The organism is Tardiphaga alba, assembly GCF_018279705.1.
Taxonomy (GTDB): Bacteria; Pseudomonadota; Alphaproteobacteria; order Rhizobiales; family Xanthobacteraceae; genus Tardiphaga; species Tardiphaga alba.
The window spans coordinates 1,623,604-1,642,226 of record NZ_CP036498.1 but is presented as its reverse complement, the minus strand read 5'-3'; the positions used below and the strand labels follow the sequence as shown (position 1 = coordinate 1,642,226).

General features: G+C 63.4%; 12 protein-coding genes. 4 read left to right on the top strand and 8 right to left on the bottom strand.

What is annotated here, in order from left to right:
* Positions 1-62 precede the first annotated feature (62 nt).
* A complete protein-coding gene (locus RPMA_RS07730; protein WP_249225586.1) occupies positions 63-713 on the bottom strand; it encodes an invasion associated locus B family protein in 651 nt (216 codons plus the stop codon).
* The gene (locus RPMA_RS07725) at positions 703-8,988 is read right to left on the bottom strand and encodes an autotransporter outer membrane beta-barrel domain-containing protein (protein WP_211912269.1); all 8,286 of its coding nucleotides are present in this window, start codon (positions 8,986-8,988) and stop codon (positions 703-705) included. The genes RPMA_RS07730 and RPMA_RS07725 overlap by 11 nt, the downstream gene beginning before the upstream one ends.
* Before the next feature lie 422 nt (positions 8,989-9,410).
* Between RPMA_RS07725 and RPMA_RS07720 the strand changes: the two genes are divergently transcribed.
* Entirely contained in the window at positions 9,411-11,378 is a 1,968-nt protein-coding gene (locus tag RPMA_RS07720; protein ID WP_211912268.1) for a methyl-accepting chemotaxis protein, read from the top strand.
* Between the two features lie 11 nt (positions 11,379-11,389).
* On the opposite strand, the gene RPMA_RS07715 is transcribed toward RPMA_RS07720, so the two are convergent.
* The 6 genes from RPMA_RS07715 to soxY all read right to left on the bottom strand — a co-directional run bounded on the left by RPMA_RS07715 (position 11,390) and on the right by soxY (position 16,448).
* Positions 11,390-11,779, bottom strand: coding sequence for a c-type cytochrome (locus RPMA_RS07715; RefSeq protein ID WP_211912267.1), 390 nt, complete (start codon positions 11,777-11,779; stop codon positions 11,390-11,392).
* Between the two features lie 69 nt (positions 11,780-11,848).
* Positions 11,849-12,550, bottom strand: a complete 702-nt coding sequence (locus tag RPMA_RS07710; protein WP_211912266.1) for a c-type cytochrome — start codon at positions 12,548-12,550, stop codon at positions 11,849-11,851.
* Positions 12,534-13,814 (bottom strand): sulfite dehydrogenase, encoded by a 1,281-nt coding sequence (soxC, locus tag RPMA_RS07705; protein WP_211912265.1) that lies wholly within the window; start codon positions 13,812-13,814, stop codon positions 12,534-12,536. The genes RPMA_RS07710 and soxC overlap by 17 nt, the downstream gene beginning before the upstream one ends.
* 43 nt (positions 13,815-13,857) lie before the next feature.
* Positions 13,858-15,555 (bottom strand): thiosulfohydrolase SoxB, encoded by a 1,698-nt coding sequence (gene soxB, locus RPMA_RS07700; protein ID WP_211912264.1) that lies wholly within the window; start codon positions 15,553-15,555, stop codon positions 13,858-13,860.
* A gap of 50 nt (positions 15,556-15,605) precedes the next feature.
* The gene (gene soxZ, locus RPMA_RS07695; RefSeq protein ID WP_211912263.1) at positions 15,606-15,935 is read right to left on the bottom strand and encodes a thiosulfate oxidation carrier complex protein SoxZ; all 330 of its coding nucleotides are present in this window, start codon (positions 15,933-15,935) and stop codon (positions 15,606-15,608) included.
* A 48-nt stretch (positions 15,936-15,983) separates the two neighbouring features.
* Positions 15,984-16,448 (bottom strand): thiosulfate oxidation carrier protein SoxY, encoded by a 465-nt coding sequence (gene soxY / locus RPMA_RS07690; RefSeq protein WP_211912262.1) that lies wholly within the window; start codon positions 16,446-16,448, stop codon positions 15,984-15,986.
* 165 nt (positions 16,449-16,613) lie between these two features.
* On the opposite strand from soxY, the gene soxA reads away from it, so the two are divergent.
* From soxA to RPMA_RS07675, 3 genes are read left to right on the top strand one after another with little or no spacing between them, the layout of a single operon-like run.
* A complete protein-coding gene (gene soxA, locus RPMA_RS07685; protein ID WP_211912261.1) occupies positions 16,614-17,438 on the top strand; it encodes a sulfur oxidation c-type cytochrome SoxA in 825 nt (274 codons plus the stop codon).
* Between the two features lie 10 nt (positions 17,439-17,448).
* Positions 17,449-18,075, top strand: a complete 627-nt coding sequence (gene soxX, locus RPMA_RS07680) for a sulfur oxidation c-type cytochrome SoxX (protein ID WP_211912260.1) — start codon at positions 17,449-17,451, stop codon at positions 18,073-18,075.
* Positions 18,076-18,097: 22 nt separating this feature from the next.
* Positions 18,098-18,598 (top strand): GlcG/HbpS family heme-binding protein, encoded by a 501-nt coding sequence (locus tag RPMA_RS07675; protein ID WP_211912259.1) that lies wholly within the window; start codon positions 18,098-18,100, stop codon positions 18,596-18,598.
* Positions 18,599-18,623 lie beyond the last annotated feature (25 nt).

The window sequence follows — 18,623 nt, the reverse complement described above, 5'->3', positions numbered from 1 at the left end:
GATACGTGCCGTGAGAGATATCGGAGCGGAACGCCGCCGGGCTCCTCTCCACCATCCCTGGATCAATTGATCTTGTCGTAGCCTTCGGCAAAGCCCGAGAGCACGAAGGCAAGGTTCACGTTTTCTTTGTTCAGGTTCTGGAAAACGACAGAGAGCCGTTTGCCGGATGTCATCGTCGTCAGTATGTCCGGTGAGAGCGGCGTCGCGGCATAACACCCCTTCAGATCGCAGGTCTGGATCGCGAGTGCCTGAGGCTTGCCTTCATCGACCTGGAAGGTGACTCCGGCGGGTAGAAACAGCCCCACCGGAAGCTGGATCATCATCACCGGCTGCCGCGTATCGGCGGGCAGCTTGACATTCACGGACGCCACAAGCTGTCCCGTCTTGGTCATGTAGAGACTTTGCTCGACCTCGCAGAGCAGTGCGGACTTCCTTCCCTCGCTTGCGCAACGCGATGTCCAGACCGGCTGAGACTGCGCGTTGCCCTCCACCGATGCAGCAGGCGCAGGTGCCGCCGCCGCTGCGGGTTTCGGCGCAGCCGGGGCCGCCTTGCTCGGTTTCGGTTGCGCTTGTTGAGGCTGCTGTGCCGCTGCCGGATTGCCCAGCACCAGGCAGATCGCTCCCGCCACCAGAACAAACGTCCGCGCAATGTTTTTGATCATTTTATCCATCGTCATACCGAGCGCTCGATTGATATCGAGCTTACCACGCAATCTTCAGACCGGTCGTGCCTGCATAAGCGAGGCTACGCGCAGCCACCTGAGTTGAGAAAGAGCTGAATACCGACACCCGGTTAGATAGCGTGATTTCACCACCGGCGACAATCTGCGCCGAGTCTGCCGACGCGGGCGTTCCGATCGTATTGAACAGGAAACCCGGCGCAACATTGAACGATGCCGTGATATGCCGATCCGGGAAGAAATCATGCACCCAGACGGCGCGCACGAACGGCGTCCAGGTCATCTGATCCGCCAGTTCGAAGCGGCTGTCGAATTGCAAGCCGAGCGATGCCGGCAACGACATCGTCGATTGCGCTTGATAGGTCAGCCCGAGAAGACCATTAGAGGCGCCCGACGCGATGGTTTCCGTGTAACCACGCTGCCACGTATTCGACAGTTGCAAAGCGGCAAACGGCGTGACCGTCAGCCCCTCAAGCGCATGGCGCCATCCCAGCTCTAGACGTCCGGAGAATTGATCGCTGGCGAATTTGCCAGCAACGAACTCGATCGGGAGACCGGCCACCGCGATTTCGCGGGTCATCCGATTGTCGAATCGGCTGTAGCCGAGGCTACCGCTCAGATAGAGCGGACCATCGCGATATGCACCGTAGACACCGACATGCGCGCCTTCGATGCGACCGGTGGTGGAACGGTCCTCCACCGCCCAGGCCGAGCTGCTGCCGCCGACACTGACGCCGAACACCGCGCTGTCGCCGAACTGACGCTCGACACCAAATCCGCCACCGGCCCCGCGCGCAGACGAGCCCGGAGCTCCCGTCATCGCATTGCTGCCGATGGTCTGCTTCGAGCCGAACGGTGCGGCCCATGTCCGCCAGCGGTCAGAGAAGCTCGTCGGCGTCTTGCGGATGACACGGAATGCACTGTCTGCAACGACATCGGCGGGCGACATGGCGGCATAGGCCATCGCATTGTCGTCGAACACGACGCCATTGTTGCTCGGCGCACCGGCGACCCATGTGTTGATCTGGTCGAACATCATGGACGCGAAGCCCGTTCCGGCGCCGAAGCTCGCCTCCTGCGTTGCCGCCGTACCGCCGCCGCCGACAGCATTATAGAACTTCGTCAGCGCGGGCTGATCAGGCAGGTCGAACAATGCGGCTGCAATCGGCGCGAAGCCCGGCGAGCTGCGGGCTGTTTGGATCGCATTGATCGTATTGCCGATCGAGGCGAATTGCGGAGCCATCCCGACCGGATTGAACGTGACGCTGTAGCCGAGCAGCACGTCATTCGGGTTCGGATAGATCAGCCTGTAGGTCACGATCGCAGACGATGCGGCGTCGATCGACAGTCCGGTATCGGAGACACCACCGCCGGTCGACACGATCGTCATCTGGTGGTCGCCGGGCGATACGAGCGCCTTGTTCAGGAAATTGATAGCAACCTTGCCGCCGAGCGATCCCGTGCCCGTCGCATTGATCCGGTCAGCCGTGCTCGGCCCGAAATCGAGATCGAGCTGATAGGTGGCACCAGCCGACTGCGCGAGATTACCTGACACCGCGCTGGTGAAGACGTTATTGATCGCGCCGGGCGACATCGTTCCGTTATTGGCGAAAAGGTTTCCGGCACCGAGCGTGACATTCGCTCCCATGTCGAACAGCGCCCCGGCCCGGTTGTTGAAGGCATTGGCACCTGCGCCAAGATTGATCGAGCCGATCATCCTGCCGTAATTGTCGACCGTATCGTCGCCGCTGGTGGCCGTCATCGCATAGCCGGCGATCTGGTTGACCGATGTGATCCGGCCGTTATTGGTCAGCACATTCGTTGCGCCTTCGAGGAAGCCGACGCCTGCGCCGGTCCCGGTGCCGCCAACGATCGTGGTCCCGGACGTGACCGTGACGTCCATATCGCCATTGCCGGTCCCGCCGGCGCTCTGCACCAGCAGGCCGACCGAGTTGAGGCCGATCGACGCGACATCCTGAGTCTGCGTCAGCGACACGCGTGCACCGGTGCCAGTGCCGCCCGCCGTGCCCCGGAACATCGGATCGAGGCCGAGCAGATCTCCGGATTTTCCGATCACGCCGCCGCCACCGCCGACGCTCTGCACGAAGACACCCGCGGCGTTGTCGCCGGTCATGATGATGGAGCCGTTGTTGACAACGCTCACGACGCCGCCATTGCCGTTGCCCTGCGCCTGGAGCGCGAAGGTCGCAGCGCCATCGGCCGTCGCAATGCCGCCGCCGCCGCCAACGCTCTGCGCGAACAGGCCGACAGAGCCCGCGCCTGTCATCGTGATCGTCCCGGTCGATGTGTTGGTGACCGTGACGTCTCCGCCCGTGCCGACAGAACCGTTGCCGCCGCCGATCGGCACGACAGCGCCGATGGTCGCCGCGATCGCCGATCCTCCCGAACCGCCGCCGCCGCCGACGCTCTGCGCGAAGATGGCAACCGAGTTGATGCCCGTCGTCGTGATCGCGCCGTTGTTGGTGACCGTGATGACGCCGCCATTACCGCCGTTGCCGCCGGTGCCGCCGACCGCCACGGTGCCGCCGCCTGCGGTGCCCGACACTGTCAGTGCAGCGCCGCCATTGCCGCCGCCGCCACCAACGCTCTGCGCGAAGATCGCCGTCGAGCCTGCGCCCGTGGTCGTGATCGTTCCGCTCTGGCGGTTGGTGATCGTGATATTGCCGCCGTCCCCGCTCGAACCACCGCCACCGCCGACGCCGATTCCGACGGGTGCGCCGAGACCGTAGCTGCCGGACGTACCGCCATTGCCGCCGCCGCCGCCGATGCTTTGCGCGAAGATGCCGAGGGCGATCGCGCCATTGGTGCGGATCGCACCGTAGTTGTCGATGGTGATGGCGCCGCCATTGCCGGACGATGCACCATTGCCGCCGACGGACATCGAGAGCCCGACGCCGCCCGACACGACATTGCCGCCACCACCGCCACCGCCGCCGACGCTCTGTGCGTAGATGCCGTAGGCCATGTCGCCCGAGGTGGTGATCGAGGCCGTCGATGAATTCGTGATCGAGATGGCGCCACCATCGCCGCTCGAACCGCCGGAGCCGCCGAACGCCATCAAGCCATTGGCTGCCGCGCCGCTACCGCCACCACCGCCGACGCTCATGGCCATGATGCCGTTCGCGTTCGCTCCGGTCGTGACGATCGCACCGGTGTTGGACACGGTTACGGCGCCACCGGCACCGGAATTGCCGCCCGTGCCACCGATCCCGAGCACGCCTGACGTCGCGCGTGCCGAGCCGCCGCCGCCGCCAATGCTTTCCGCGACAATGGCGTGAGAATTCACGCCGCTGGTCGTGATGGATGCATTGGTCGTCACGGTCACGGTGCCGCCGTCGCCGCTGCCGCCGCCATCGCCGCCGACCGTGATGATGCCGAGCAGGTCACCACCGCCGCTACCGCCGCCGCCGCCGATGCTGGACGCATAGACACCGCGCGAGTTGCGCCCGGAGGTGACGATGTTGCCACCGCTCGACACCGTGACGGTGACCGTGCTGCCGTTGCCGCTGGAGCCGCCGGCGCCGCCGATGCCGAGCAGGCCAGTGATGCCCGGGGCTGCATTGCCGCCGCTACCGCCACCGCCACCGACGCTTTGCGCCATGATGGCATCGGAATTGGCGCCGCTCGTGGTGATCGCGCCGGAACTGGTCACGGTCACCGTGTTGCCCGCACCCGAATTCGCACCGGTGCCACCAATCGCAATTTTCGGACTGAGCGGCGTCGCATTGCTGAAGGGGATGAGAACTGTGCTGGGATCGACCGGGAGCGGGGTCAAACCGCCACCGAGGCCGACCGAACCGTTGCCGGCTTCGCCGCCGCCGCCACCGATGCTCTGGGCGAGAATGCCGACGGAGTTGTCGCCGGTGATGGTGATCGCGCTGTGATTATTGACGTTGACGGTGCCGGCATCATTGCCCGTGCCGCCGTTGCCACCGACCGAAATCGCGATGTTGATATTCGTGCCACCGCCCGGTGGGTCGCACACGACAGGGAGTCCGCATGTTCCACCGAGCGCGAAAGCGAGCGAATTGGCGCGGCCACCGACGCCACCGCCGCCGCCAATACTCTGGGCGAGAATGCCGTGCGCGCCATCGCCGATGGTTTCTATTCCACCGGTCTGATCAATCGTGACATTGCCGCCGACATTGCCCGAGCCGGCATTGCCACCGACCGCGACCGATGCATTGATCGTATTGCCGGCGCTCCCCGCAGAAGCACCGACGATGGCGCTGATCGATCCACCGCCATTGCCGCCGCCGCCGCCGATGCTTTGCGCCTGAATGCCATAGGCACCATCGCCGCGCGTGCTGAGCACCCCGTTATTGGTGACGTTGACTGCGCCACCGCTGCTGCCTGAGCCGCCCGAGCCGCCGATCGACACGCCCATATTGACGCTGGTGGCAGTGCCGCCGGTGCCGAGCGCGGTGGCAACGGAAAGGCCACCATTGCCGCCACCGCCGCCGATGCTTTGTGCGAGGATAGCGGTGGAGTCGGCACCGGTTGTGCCGATACGGCCGGTGTTGTTGACCGTCACGGCTTCGCCGATGCCGCCGACACCGCCCGAGCCGCCGAGCGCGAAATTCACATTGAACGAATTGCGCTGCGCGAAGCCACCCGCGAAAGCGAAACCACCGCTGCCGCCGCCGCCGCCAATGCTCTGCGCGAGAATGCCGAACGAGCCAGCACCCGACGTCGAGATGTCGCCGTTGCGCGTGACACCTACGATGCCGCCGTCGCCGCCGGCACCACCGGTGCCACCGATCCCCAAAGCAAGGCTGAGATTGCTGTTGCAGTCGCAAGCGGTTCCTGCGGCGATCGACGCCGCAGCGCCGAAACCGCCGGTGCCACCGCCGCCGCCGACGCTTTGCGCGAACACCGCCGCCGACGTGTCGCCGACCGTCGCCAACGAACCGGTGCTGTTGACCGTGACAGTGTTGCCATTGCCACCACCGCCGCCCTTGCCACCAACCGACGCGCTCAGCGCTCCGGAGATGCCGGCAGTATTGAATGCCAGCGCCATGCTCTGGCCGCCGTCACCGCCACCGCCGCCGACGCTTTGCGCCAGGATCGCATTCGATCCCTTGCCGCTGGTGAAGATGTTGTCGACACTGGTGACATTCACGGTGCCGCCCTGTCCGGCCGTCCCTGCGGAGCCACCGACACTGACGCCGACATTAGCGAATGTTCCGGCCGTGCCGGCGGATATCGCGCCGCTGAAACCACCACTGCCGCCGCCGCCGCCGACGCTCTGGGCATAGATCGCCGACGCATCGTCACCTGCGGTTCGCATGGTCAGCGTCGTGCCCAATGTCGCTCCGACATTGCTGTTGACCACGACGCTGCCCGCATCCTGGCCACCGCCGCCACTGCCACCGACGCTCACACTGCCGGCACCTGGCCCCGTCGTGAACGTGCCGGTGACGCTGAAGCCGCCATCGCCACCGCCGCCACCGATGCTTTGTGCCTGGATCGCCCGCGCACGGGCACCATCGGTGAACACCGTGCCGGTATTGGTGACGGTGACTGTTCCTGCGATGCCACCGAGGCCGCCCGACCCGCCGACGCTGACGCTGGCGGCACCGGTCTGCGCGCCCGCTGCCGACAGGCTGAAGCCGCCATTGCCACCGCCACCGCCGATGCTTTGGGCCAGGATCGCCGTGGATCCACTGCCGCTGGTCCATATGTCGCCATGGCTCGACACGCTGACATCCCCGGCATTGCCGCCGCCCGCGCCGCTACCACCCACGCTCACGGCAGCGGCGCCGGTCAAACCGCTTCCCGCGGAGAACGCGCCGGATACGCTGAAGCCGCCATTGCCGCCGCCGCCGCCGATGCTTTGCGCAACGATGGCCTGTGCATTTTGACCCGTGGTCCGGATGTTGCCCGTGCTGGCCACCGTCACGGCGGCACCTGTCTGGCCTGCGCCACCGCTGCCACCCAGACTGATGCCGACCGATGCCGCGCCGGGGATCACAGGCGGCGCAAAGCTGAAGGCGCCGGTGACAGAAAATCCGCCATTGCCGCCACCGCCGCCAATGCTCTGTGCAACGATGCCGCGCGCATCAGAGCCAAATGTCGTGATCGCTCCATTGCTGGTCACGGACACGAAGTCGGCGACGCCACCGCCGCCGCCGCTGCCACCGAGGCCGATCGCGGCGGCGATCGCGCCACCGCTGGCCGCAACCGCGAAGCCGCCGTCGCCACCGCCACCACCGATGCTCTGCGCGATGATGCCGTTGGAGCTCCTCCCGACCGTCGTGATCGCGCCGGAATTGCTGACGGTCACGCCGCTCGAGCGGCCGCCGCTGCCGCCCCTGCCGCCAAGCCCGACAGAGACGCTGACGCCTCCCACGCCGGCCGCGACCGCAAAGCCGCCATTGCCGCCGCCGCCGCCGATGCTTTGCGCGGAAATGCCGTTCGACTGGCTGCCGCTCGTGGAGATGGAGGCCGCCGTCGTCACCGTGACCGACGCGCCCGCGCCACCACTACCACCGCTGCCGCCCAAGGCGACTGACGCCGAGAGGTCGCTGCCGCCGGCTGCGCTGACGGCGAAGCCGCCATTGCCACCACCGCCGCCGACGCTCTGCGCGAGGATGCCCGAGGCGCTGTTGCCGGACGTATTGATATTATAGGCCGGATTTCCGCTGGTCCCTTGAACCGTGACCGTGCCGCCAGCGCCGCCCGCACCGCCGCTGCCGCCCATCGCCAGAGTCAGCACACTTGTGGAGAAGGCGACGGAATTGCCGCCATTGCCGCCGCCGCCGCCGACGCTCTGCGCCTGAATGCCGACCGAGTTGACGCCCTGCGTGGTGATGGAGCCGCCATTGCTGACAGTGACATTGCCGCCGACACCGCCGCCGCCTGCACTGCCGCCGAACGAGAACGTACCACCAGCCGTTCCGCCATTGCCGCCGCCGCCACCGATGCTTTGCGCAAAGATGCCCTGGGAGTCCGCGCCTTGTGTGCTCAGCGTGCCGGTGTTGGATACGGTGACATTGCCGCCGGGAGTGGTCGACGATCCGTTACCACCCAGCGACACCAGCCCGCCGGAATTGCCGCCGTCGCCGCCGCTACCGCCGACGCTCTGCGCAAAGATCGCGATCGACTTCGCACCGCTGGTGGTGATGGCACCGCTATTGGTGACCGAGACGTCACCGCCATTGCCACCGCTGGAGCCGCTGCCGCCGAGCGACACGAGGCCACCGGCACTGCCGCCGCCACCGCCACCGCCGCCGATGCTCTGTGCAAAGATGCCGTAGGAGTTTGCCGCATGCGTCGTGATCGAACCTGCATTGTTGATCGTGACGGTGCCGCCATTGCCTGCGCTGGCGCCGCTGCTGCCGAATGCGACGACGCCGTAGGAGCTGCCGCCGCTTCCTGCAAAGCCACCGATGCTGGCGGCGTAGATGCCGTTGGAATAGGCGCCGAAGGTCTCGATGGATGACCCCGACAAGGTCGTCACATTGACGCTGGAACCGTAAGCCGCGCCGCCGCCGCTGCTCGATCCGCAATAGATGCCGGCGCAATCACCCGCAGAGCCGCCGGCGCCGCCACGGCTGACCGCGCTGATGCCGTTGGCATCCGACCCATTGGTGCGGACCGAACCATTGAGCGTGACCGCCACCGCGCTGGCATGACCGCCTTCGCCGCCATTACCACCACTGCCGCCAAGCCCTGCGGAATCGCCACCATTGCCACCGTCACCACCAACGCTGGCGGCGACGATCCCTGCCGCGCCATTGCCAGTGGTCGAGATGGCACCCGTCGCCGAGACCGTGACTGCACCGCCGGCACCACCATTGCCGCCGCCACGTCCGTTGCCGGCTACATAGGCGTCACCGCCACTGCCACCATTGCCGCCTCGTGAGCTGACAACAATGCCTGAAGCGTTGGTCGTCACGATCGCGCCGGAACTCCCCGAGGACGCACTGGCGCCTAGCTGCGAATAAGTCAGGGTGAGACCGTTACCACCGTTACCGTCGTCACCGGGCTCCGTCCCGATTCCAACACCGCCATCGCGGCCATTGCTGCCATCGTCGGCGCGGGCGGACAGGTTCAATCCCGCAACGCCGCCGGACGGGGTGACATTCGCGGTCAGGGAGTTGACGTTGAGGGTCGTGACCGAATTGCCGTCATAGCTGACGCCGCCCGCGATATTCCCCGAGCAGTTGACGACGCTATCGCAAACGGCAGCCGCCGGAGCGACAGAGGCGACCAGACCGGCGCAGCCAATGGCCGCAGCCCGCAACCAACGGACCAGCCCAAATCCCTCCCCGAGATTTCGCAATGCCCTGTTCCTCTCCCGACACGCACAGCCTGCGCCTATGGCTTACAGACCGGTGACACCCCACGAATCGTCATGTCATGGCGTCGCGATAAGTGTCCTGAAATGGCGGCGGGTTTTTCTGAAATTTTTCTGAAATTCCCTTTGGGCTGTGAGACTTAAGTATCTCAGGCGCGGTCTCGATTGACCGGCCAGCCGAGAAAGCGGGGACCTCGCGTTTGGTTTTGCACGTTTAAAGCCGAACGGATCGCGAGAGGCATCGGGCCTTCGGCGCAGGCCGAGCAACGAAAGCCGTCCATCACCAGGTGCTGCCGAATAGCAACCTAGCCGGCTCTCGACGGTATATTAATATTCTCAACCTATGGTTTTCAGGAGGAAACACCAAAGTCCGATAGAGCTGTCATAGCCGCGGACGGGAGCATCGCATGCTTGCCAATCTGAGCCTGAAGGCCCGTATCACCGCAGCACTTGTGGTATCCGCCGCAGCGACAGCACTCGCTTTGCTCCTGGGAGCCATGTGGATCATCGGCGGCATCGTCGACCGCGCCGATCGCAGCGAACTGCAGAGCAATTACGATGCCCTGCAATCACGCCTGCTTCAGGAAGCACGCCGGGCGGCAGCAATGAGCGCGGTGGTGGCGACGATTCCTGCGGCGCAGCAGGCGGTGGCACGCAATGATCGTGAGGCATTGCAGCAACTGTTCGGGCCGGGCTTCGCCCGACTCAAATCCGACTACGGCGTCGACCAGTTTCAATTCCATACACCGGCCGGACTATCGCAGTTCCGGGTACATCAGCCGGCCAAGTTCGGCGACGACCTCACGGGCTTCCGCAAGACGGTGGTCGTGGCCAATTCGAGCATGAAACCGGTGGTGGGCCTTGAGGGCGGCGTGGCCGGCCTCGGCATTCGCGGCGTCGTGCCCGTGGCGGACAAAGGCAAGCATCTCGGCACTGTCGAATTCGGGCTTACATTCGGACAGGGCTTCTTCGATGAGTTCAAGCGCGACCGTGGCGTGGATGTGGCGTTCTATCTCGCCGACAAGGATGGCTTCAAAACCTTCGGCGGCACGCTGAACAAGACCAGCTTCTTCGATACCGCGGCCTATCGCAGCGCCACGGCCGGCAGCTTCGTGATCCGTCCGGGCGAGCTGAACAAGACGCCGGTGGTCGCTCTGCTGGGACCGGTCAAGGATTTCTCCGGCCAATCCATTGGCGCCGTCGAGATCGTCATGGACAACAGCGAATATATGGCCTCGATCGCGCAGGCGCGCTTGCTTGCTGCCTGCATGGCCGCGATCTGCCTGATTCTCGCCGCAACCGGCGGTCTGCTGATCGCGCGCAGCATCTCGCGTCCGATCCTTGCGATCACCCATGCCATGCGCGAACTCGCCGACGGCAACCTGTCGATTGCTCTGCCACAGCGTCGCGGCACGGATGAGGTCGGCCAGATGGCGCAGGCGGTGGAGATCTTCAAGCAGAACGCTATCCGGGTCAGCCATTTCCAGACCGAGCAGGACGCGAACAATGCGCGCGTCGAGCAGGAGAAACGCGCGATCTTTACGGCGCTTGCCGACAATTTCGAAAGCAATGTCCGCAAGGTCGTCGATCACGTGTCATCGGCCGCAACAGAGATGCAGCACACAGCACAATCCATGTCGGCCGTCGTCGAGCAATGCCGCGTGCAATCCAATGAAGTGTCAGACGCCTCGGTGTCGGCGACGGACAATGTGCAGACCGTGGCAGCAGCGTCCGAGGAGCTGTCCTCGTCGATTGCGGAGATCAATCGGCAGCTGGCACAGTCATCGGCTGCCGTCGGCAAGGCCGCCGATAGCGGACGACGCTCCAATGCGCGCATGCAAAGCCTTGCAGCCGCAGCCGAAAAGATCGGCGAAGTCATCGCCCTGATCAATCACATCGCAAGCCAGACCAACCTTCTCGCGCTCAATGCAACGATCGAGTCGGCGCGCGCCGGTGAAGCCGGCAAGGGATTTGCCGTGGTGGCCGGCGAGGTCAAATCACTGGCGACCCAGACCGCCAAGGCGACCGAGGATATCCGTGCCCAGATCGCCTCGATTCAGGACGAAACCAAAGCTGCGGTGGATGAGATCCAGGCAGTCTGCGTCACCATCGACGAAGTCGACAAGATCTCATCGATCATCGCCGCCGCCATCGAGGAACAGGGCGCTGCGACACAGGAGATCGCCCGCAACGTCAATCAGGCCGCCGCGCGTACCGACGATGTCTCGCGCAATATTTCCAGCGTGACGTCGGGGATTTCAACAACCGGCATCGCCGCGCATGACGTCCTGGGCTCGGCGACGAAGCTCGCAGCGCAGTCCGAAACACTGCGCGGCGAGGTCGATCGCTTTCTGGCGAGCATCAGGGCCGCATAAACAAAGGCGGCTCAGCCGCCCTTCTTGCCGTCCGCACCAAACTGCTTAAGAAACGCGGTGAGATCCTTGATCTCCTGCTCGTTCTTGATGCCGGCAAAGCTCATCTTGGTACCTGGCATCTTGCCCTTCGGGTCCTTGATATAGTCGGTGAACACAGCGTCATCCCAGGTGAGGCCGGAACTCTTGTTTGCTTCCGAATAATTGTAGCCCGCCACGGTGCCCGATTTGCGGCCGAACAATCCGTTGAGGATTGGCCCGACAGTGTTCTTCGCGGTCTCGCCGACCTGATGGCAGGCACGGCATTTGTTGAAGGATTTTTCGCCAGCAGCGACATCCTGCGCCATGGCGTCGGTGGCGAATAAGATCAGCGAGACAGCGAGCAGCGAAGAACGAAATGTCATTCTGGTCAAACCTCTGTTGTGATGATTATCATTTCCTGCACGGCACAGCGCAGATGATCGCGGCGCTACTCACTCGACCTTGGGGCCCGACTTGCCATCGGGTGTGACGTCGATCGACATCGCACGCCCGGTGACTTTCGGCGCGGGCCGGCAATCCTTCATGCAGGGGTTCTTGTTCCAGAACTGCTTTTCGGACGTCTCGCGGTCATCCTCGAAGAAGGCCGACGCGTTCGGCATCTTGATCGAGGTGAAATTCTTGTGGCTCAGCTCGAAATTCTCGTCCTTGACGACATCGTTCATGCTGAGCAGGTAGGCCGTCAATGCGTAGACTTCATCATTGGTAAGCGACTGCGCGTTGCCATAGGGCATGGCACGCTTGATATAGTCGAACACGGTCGATGCATCCGGCCAGAACGAGCCCACGGTCTTGTCCGGCCGGTCCGCCTTCAGCGTGCCCGCGCCACCCGCGAGAACCGGCCAGCGGCCAACGCCTTGTCCGAATTCGCCATGACAGGATGCGCATCGCTCCTGAAACAGTTCGTCGCCCTGCTTCACCGTCCCCTTGCCCTCTGGAAGGCCACGGCCATCGGCCCGCACATCCGTGTCCCAGGCGGCGATCTCATCGGCCGTCGCAGGACGCCCGAGCCCGAGTTTCGCAGCGGGCTTAGTCACCTCGCGGTTCGCAACCTGCTGTGCCGATCCTTCACCGGCGATGCTGCCGAGCAGGATGGCCGTCAGCACGAGCGCTACAGCACTAGCCGATTTCGACATTTTCAGTCTCCCCGCCTGAACGCACCAGCCAGGTCTGAATGCCATTATTGTGGTAGATCGAATTGACACCACGTACCTTGCGCAACTCGTCTTTCGACGGCTGCACATAACCGGTGGAATCGATGGCGCGGGACTGGATCATCAGCTCCTGGCCGTTCCACTCGAAATCGACATAGAAGCGCACCACGGATTTATCGAAGACGGGGCCGTCGATGCGCGCGGTCTGCCAGTTGCGACCGCCGTCGAGCGAGACATCGACGCGCTTGACCGTTCCGCGGCCGGACCAGGCAAGACCGCTGAGCACGTTGCGCCCCTTGTGCTTCAGCGGCGCCTGCGGCGACGGATTGGTAACGACGGATTTCGCATCCATCACGAATGTATGTTTGCGCGACGTACCGTTGGCGAGGAGATCCGTATATTTCGACGTCTCTTCACGCGTCTGCCATGGCTGGTCGCCGGCCTCGACGCGGCGCAGCCATTTGACCCACAGATTGCCTTCCCAGCCGGGAATGACCGCACGCAACGGATAGCCCTGCTCCGGCCGCAGCGCCTCGCCATTCATGGCGAAGGCAAGTATGACGTCGTTCAGCGCCTTCTCGATCGGGAGCGAGCGGTTCATGCCGGAGGAGTCCGCGCCTTCCAGCATCAGCCATTTGGCATTCGGCTTCAGCCCGGCTTCATCAAGCAGCACCTTCAGCGGCACGCCGGTATACATGACATTGTGGATCATGCCGTGCGTGAACTGGCAGCCATTGAGCTGGCTGCCGCGCCATTCCATGCCGGAATTGGCGGCGCATTCGAGGAAATACACCTTGTTGACGCGCGGCATCCGCTTGATGTCGTCCATGGTGAAGACGAGCGGCTTGTCCACCAATCCATTGATCATCAAGCGATGATCTGCCGGATTGATCTCGGCGACGCCGCCATGATGACGTTCGAAGCAGAGACCGGATGGCGTGATGATGCCGTCAAGCTCATGGAGCGGCGTGAAATTGACCGAGGATTCCGCAGATGCCGTGAGCCACGGCACGTCACGACGGATCACGTTCTTTTCGAACTTGGACGGCACACCGTAAGGATGCTTATCGACGCCTTCGCCGAGATAGCGCTGCCAATCCTGCACGTCCGTGATCAGCGCTTCGGATTTCGCCGTCTCGCCGGCGATTGCGGGAACGCCTGACAGCGCCGCGCCGGCGCCAGCCAAACCGGCCGCGCCGAGAAAGCGGCGGCGGTTGAGCGTTTTCCCTGAGGTTAGATCAGTCATGCGGCAAGCTTCCCTTGTCTCTGCACGTTTGATGGCGCCTGGATCAGGCGCCCGTCACCTTGACCGCCGTGTTCGGCTCGATCTTCACGTTCGAGACCTTCGCCACATGCGCGGCCACCACATCCCAGATCGGCGGTCCCTGCGTGTTTTCGTTGATGCTGGCCCAGCCGGAGACCGTGTAGGTCTTGCTCGCCTCGATCGGCTTGCCAGATTTCAGATGCGTCATCGCCGAGATGCGCGAGCCCATTGGCTTGGAGATATCGATCGCGTAGCCCATGCCACCCATGCGGACCATGTCGCCGCCGCCCTGGAAATACGGATCGGGATGAAAGATGTTGTCGGCGACGTCTTCGAGCACTTCCTTGATCTGAGTGCCCGTCATCTGGTTGCGATAGCAATTCGGATAGGTGATCGCCGTCGCGTTCGTAATCTGCTCCCAGGTTATCGCATCACCCGGAACGAGCGTGCCGCCCCAGCGGAAGCCCGGCGACAGCACGATCTCCGCATCGCGCTCCGCCATCATGGCGTTGCAGATCAGATCGTCGAAGGTTCCGTTGAAATTGCCGCGGCGATAGAGCAGCGAATCCGTCTTGCCGATCTCGCGTGCCAGATCTTTGGCGAACGGCGCACGCACCTTCTCGACCAGCGCCGTCATGGCCGGGTCGGGTTTGATCGCATCGGCGAACACCGGCATCAGCTTGAATCTGACATCGGCGACCTTCTTGTCTTTCACCTCGATGTCGAGGCGCGACACGAATTTTCCGTGCGATCCCGTCGCCACCAGTACGGTGTTGCCGACCTTCATGAGGCCCGGCATCGCGTCATGCGTATGCGCGGTCAGGATGACATCGAGCCCCTTCACACGGCCTGCCAGCTTGTGATCGACATCGAAGCCGTTATGCGAGAGCAGCACGACGATGGACGCGCCGGCGGCGCGGGCTTCATCGACCTGCTTCTGGATATCTTCCTCGCGGATACCGAACTCCCAATTCGGGAACATCCAGCGGGGATTGGCGACGGCCGTCCGCGGCAACGCTTGGCCGATCACCGCAATCTTCGCGCCGCCACGCTCGAACATCTTGCGCGCTTCGAAGACAGGCTCCTGCCATTCGTTGTCGCGCACATTCTGGGCGAGGAAAGCGAAAGGCGCGGAGTCCGCGACCTGCTTGACGCGCTCGGCGCCGTAGGTGAACTCCCAATGGCCAACCATGGCGTCGAGCTTCAAGGCCGACATCACGTCGATCATGTCCTGCGCCTTGGTCTGCAGCGACGTCCAGCTGCCCTGCCAGGTATCGCCGCCATCCAGCAACAGCACCTTGTCGTCGCCGCGTTCGGCACGCACGGCGCTGATCAGCGTGGCAATGCGATCCATGCCGCCCATGCGGCCATAATTCTTGGCGAGCGCCGTGAAGTCGTCGGCCGTCAGTGCGAAGGCATCCGCCGAGCCTGCCGCGATCTTGAAGTATTTCCGGAACTGGTCGTCGGTCAGATGCGGCGGCTTGCCCTTGGCGTCGCCGACGCCGAGATTGACCGAAGGTTCGCGAAAATGCAGCGGCATCAACTGCGCGTGGATATCGGCGACATACAGAATCGTCACCGTGCCCAGCGGGTCGAACCGCAGGATATCGGCCTGGGTCAGACGCTGCTGTGCCGCAGCCCGACCGAGCGGGCCAAGGCCGCCACCGATCGTCAGCGCCGACGCAGCCGCCGTCGCTTGCAGGAAATCCCGCCTCGATATCATGAGTCACCTATGATCCCTTCCAACCGGAAGGGTGAATGTTCAGAAGAACGTCAGGCCACGGTCAACTTGTTGGTCGCGACATAATCGGAGCCGTCGTCATCCTTCCAGGTGAAGGTGAACTCGCCGGACTCCGAGGCCTTGTAGAAGAAGGACTGATATGGATTGGCCGAGATGGCAGGATTCCAGTCGGCCTCGAACACCATCTTGCCGTTGAAAGCGGCGGTGAACTTGTTGATGATCTTGCGCGGCACGATCTTGCCGGACGCATCCTTGCGCTGGCCCGATTCCATTTCATGAGAGATCAGCGTCTTGATCTCGATCATTTCGCCGGCCTTCGCCTGGGAAGGGACACGAACGCGCGGGGTTGGTTTGGTTGCCATGGGAAAGTCCTCGCCTGATGAGTTTGTTGTTTGAACAATATTGCGGGACTAGCCGCCGCAGCCGCCGATCGTGACCTTCACATTGGCCTTCGCCATGTGAAGCTTGCCGTTCGACATTTCGGCGATACAAACGATGTTCTGGGTTTCCGCGAGACGCATGCGGGTGGAGGCCGACGCCTTGCCGCAGGCCGGCGTGAACTTGTAGCTCACCACGCCCGGCAAAGGATTGCCTTCGGCGAACACATGCACCGACTTGACGTAGTCGGCATCGGTCATCGGGCTTTCGATTTCGACATTGATGGGAACGACGAGGCCGTTCTCGGCAATTTCGGGAACGTCGAGCTTGATCTTGCCGCTCTCGAACGTCTTGTCGCCATACAGCTTCTTGATTTCTGCAGCGACCATCTTCTCGTCTGCAAATGAAAGCCGCGGCGCCAGGATTGCTGCAAGCCCGGCAATGCCAACCATTGCCAGCGTATTGCGACGGGTCAGTTCGACCGACTTCGAAACCATGAGCACATCCTCCTGCGGGATTTGAATGATCCCTTTACGATAGTATCGCTTGACGATTGCAAGTCTGATCTATCTTATCTGCACATATCATTATATTCTTTTTCTTGAATGTAAAGATGTGAAATGCACGAACGCCGCAAAGACGGCTTGTGTGGGAGGGGATAGATGAGGACAACCGCCATCTGGTCAGCGGCAGCGGCCGTACTGGCATTCTGTGCGATCGGGCTCAGTGCCAACGCGCAGGACGCCAGTGAGAAAGAGATCGAGCGTTATCGCGAGATGATCTCCGATCCGATGTCCAATCCGGGCTACCTCGCCGTCGATCGCGGCGAGGCGCTATGGAGCGAAGCCCGCGGCACCAAGAACGTCTCGCTGGAAAAATGCGACCTCGGCCTCGGCGCAGGAAAGCTCGAAGGCGCCTTCGCAAAACTGCCGCGCTACTTTGCCGATGCCGACAAGGTCATGGACCTCGAGCAGCGGCTGCTTTGGTGCATGCAGAACCTCCAGGGTCTTGATACCAAGGACGTCATCGCACGGCGTTTCTCCGGACCGGGCCGCGCCTCCGACATGGAAGATCTCGTCGCCTTCATCGCCAACAAGTCGAACGGCATGAAGATCGACATCCCCGTCGCCCACGCCAAGGAACAGGAAATGCTCGCGGTCGGCGAGGCGCTGTTTTATCGCCGCGGCGGCGTCAACGACTTCTCCTGCGCCACCTGTCACGCCGACGAAGGCAAGCGCATTCGTCTGCAGGGGCTGCCGAACTTCTCGAAGCCCGGCAAGCCTGCGCAGGAAACCATGGGCGGCTGGCCGACCTATCGCGTTTCGCAAGGCGCGCTGCGCACGATGCAGCATCGCCTGTGGGATTGCTTCCGTCAGCAGCGCTGGCCCGTGCCGGAATATGGCTCCGATGCCATTACCGCCCTCACCGTCTTCCTGCAGAAACAAGCATCGGCCGGCGAACTCAATGTGCCGTCGATCAAGCGATAAGGAGCCCGAGATGAAACGCTCACTCACCCTCGCCGCGCTCGTGCTTGTCGCAGGCTCATGGATGACGGCCGCCACGGCGCAGACCGCGGTCAAGGCGCCGGATCCGGCCCTTGTCGATCGCTACATGAAATCGACCTTCGGCAAGGCCCCGCCGGAATGGCAGGCGCGGATCGAACCGGATGAAACGCTGAAGGCCTGCAACGCCTATCACAACAATGTTCCGAGTGCAGAGGCCGACAAGATCGTCGCGCGCGAACTCGCCCGCGTCGTGTATCCCGCGGATGGCAAGTTCCTCGGCAACTGGAAGGAAGGCGCGAAAATCGCCAATAACGGCCGCGGCGGCCAGTTCTCTGATCCGCCGGACACCGTGAGCGGCGGCAATTGCTATGCCTGCCATCAGATGGAGCAGAAGGAAGTCAGCTTCGGCACGCTGGGGCCGAGCCTGACGAATTACGGCAAGGATCGCAAATTCGATCCGGAAGAAATCAAGAATGCCTACACCAAGGTCTATAACTCACAGGCCGTCCTTGCCTGCTCGAACATGCCGCGCTTCGGCGTCAACAAGGTGCTGAGCGAGCAGCAGATCAAGGACATCGTGGCGTTCCTGTTCGATCCGGAATCGCCGATCAACAAGTAGACAGGAACGGGAGACGATCGACATGACGATGAAAACCCTCTGGGCCGCCATTGCCCTGTCGGTCGCTCTATCCTCCACGGCGCGCGCGGAAGAAACGGTGGTCACCTACAAGTCTCTCGGGCTTGAGCTGGCACTCGACGCTGCGCGCGCCGCTTTGAAGGACTGCCAGAAGCGCGGCTATCAGGTGGCCGTCGCAGTGGTCGATCGCTTCGGCACGCCGCAGGTTCTGTTGCGCGACCGGTTCGCCGGTCCGCACACACCGCCGACTGCGACCGGCAAGGCCTGGACATCGGCGACGTTCCGCAACAGCACGACCGAGCTCAACGCCATCAGCCAGCCCGGCATGATGCAGGCGGGCCTGCGTGATCTGCCGAATGTGGTGATCATCGGCGGCGGCGTCATGATCGAAGGCGGCGGCGCGACGCTCGGTGCAATCGGCGTATCCGGTGCGCCGGGCGGCGATGCGGATGAAGCCTGCGCAAAAGCAGGCATCGCCGCAATCCAGGACAAGCTCGATTTCTGATCGGGCTTTATCCGCAGGCGTATCG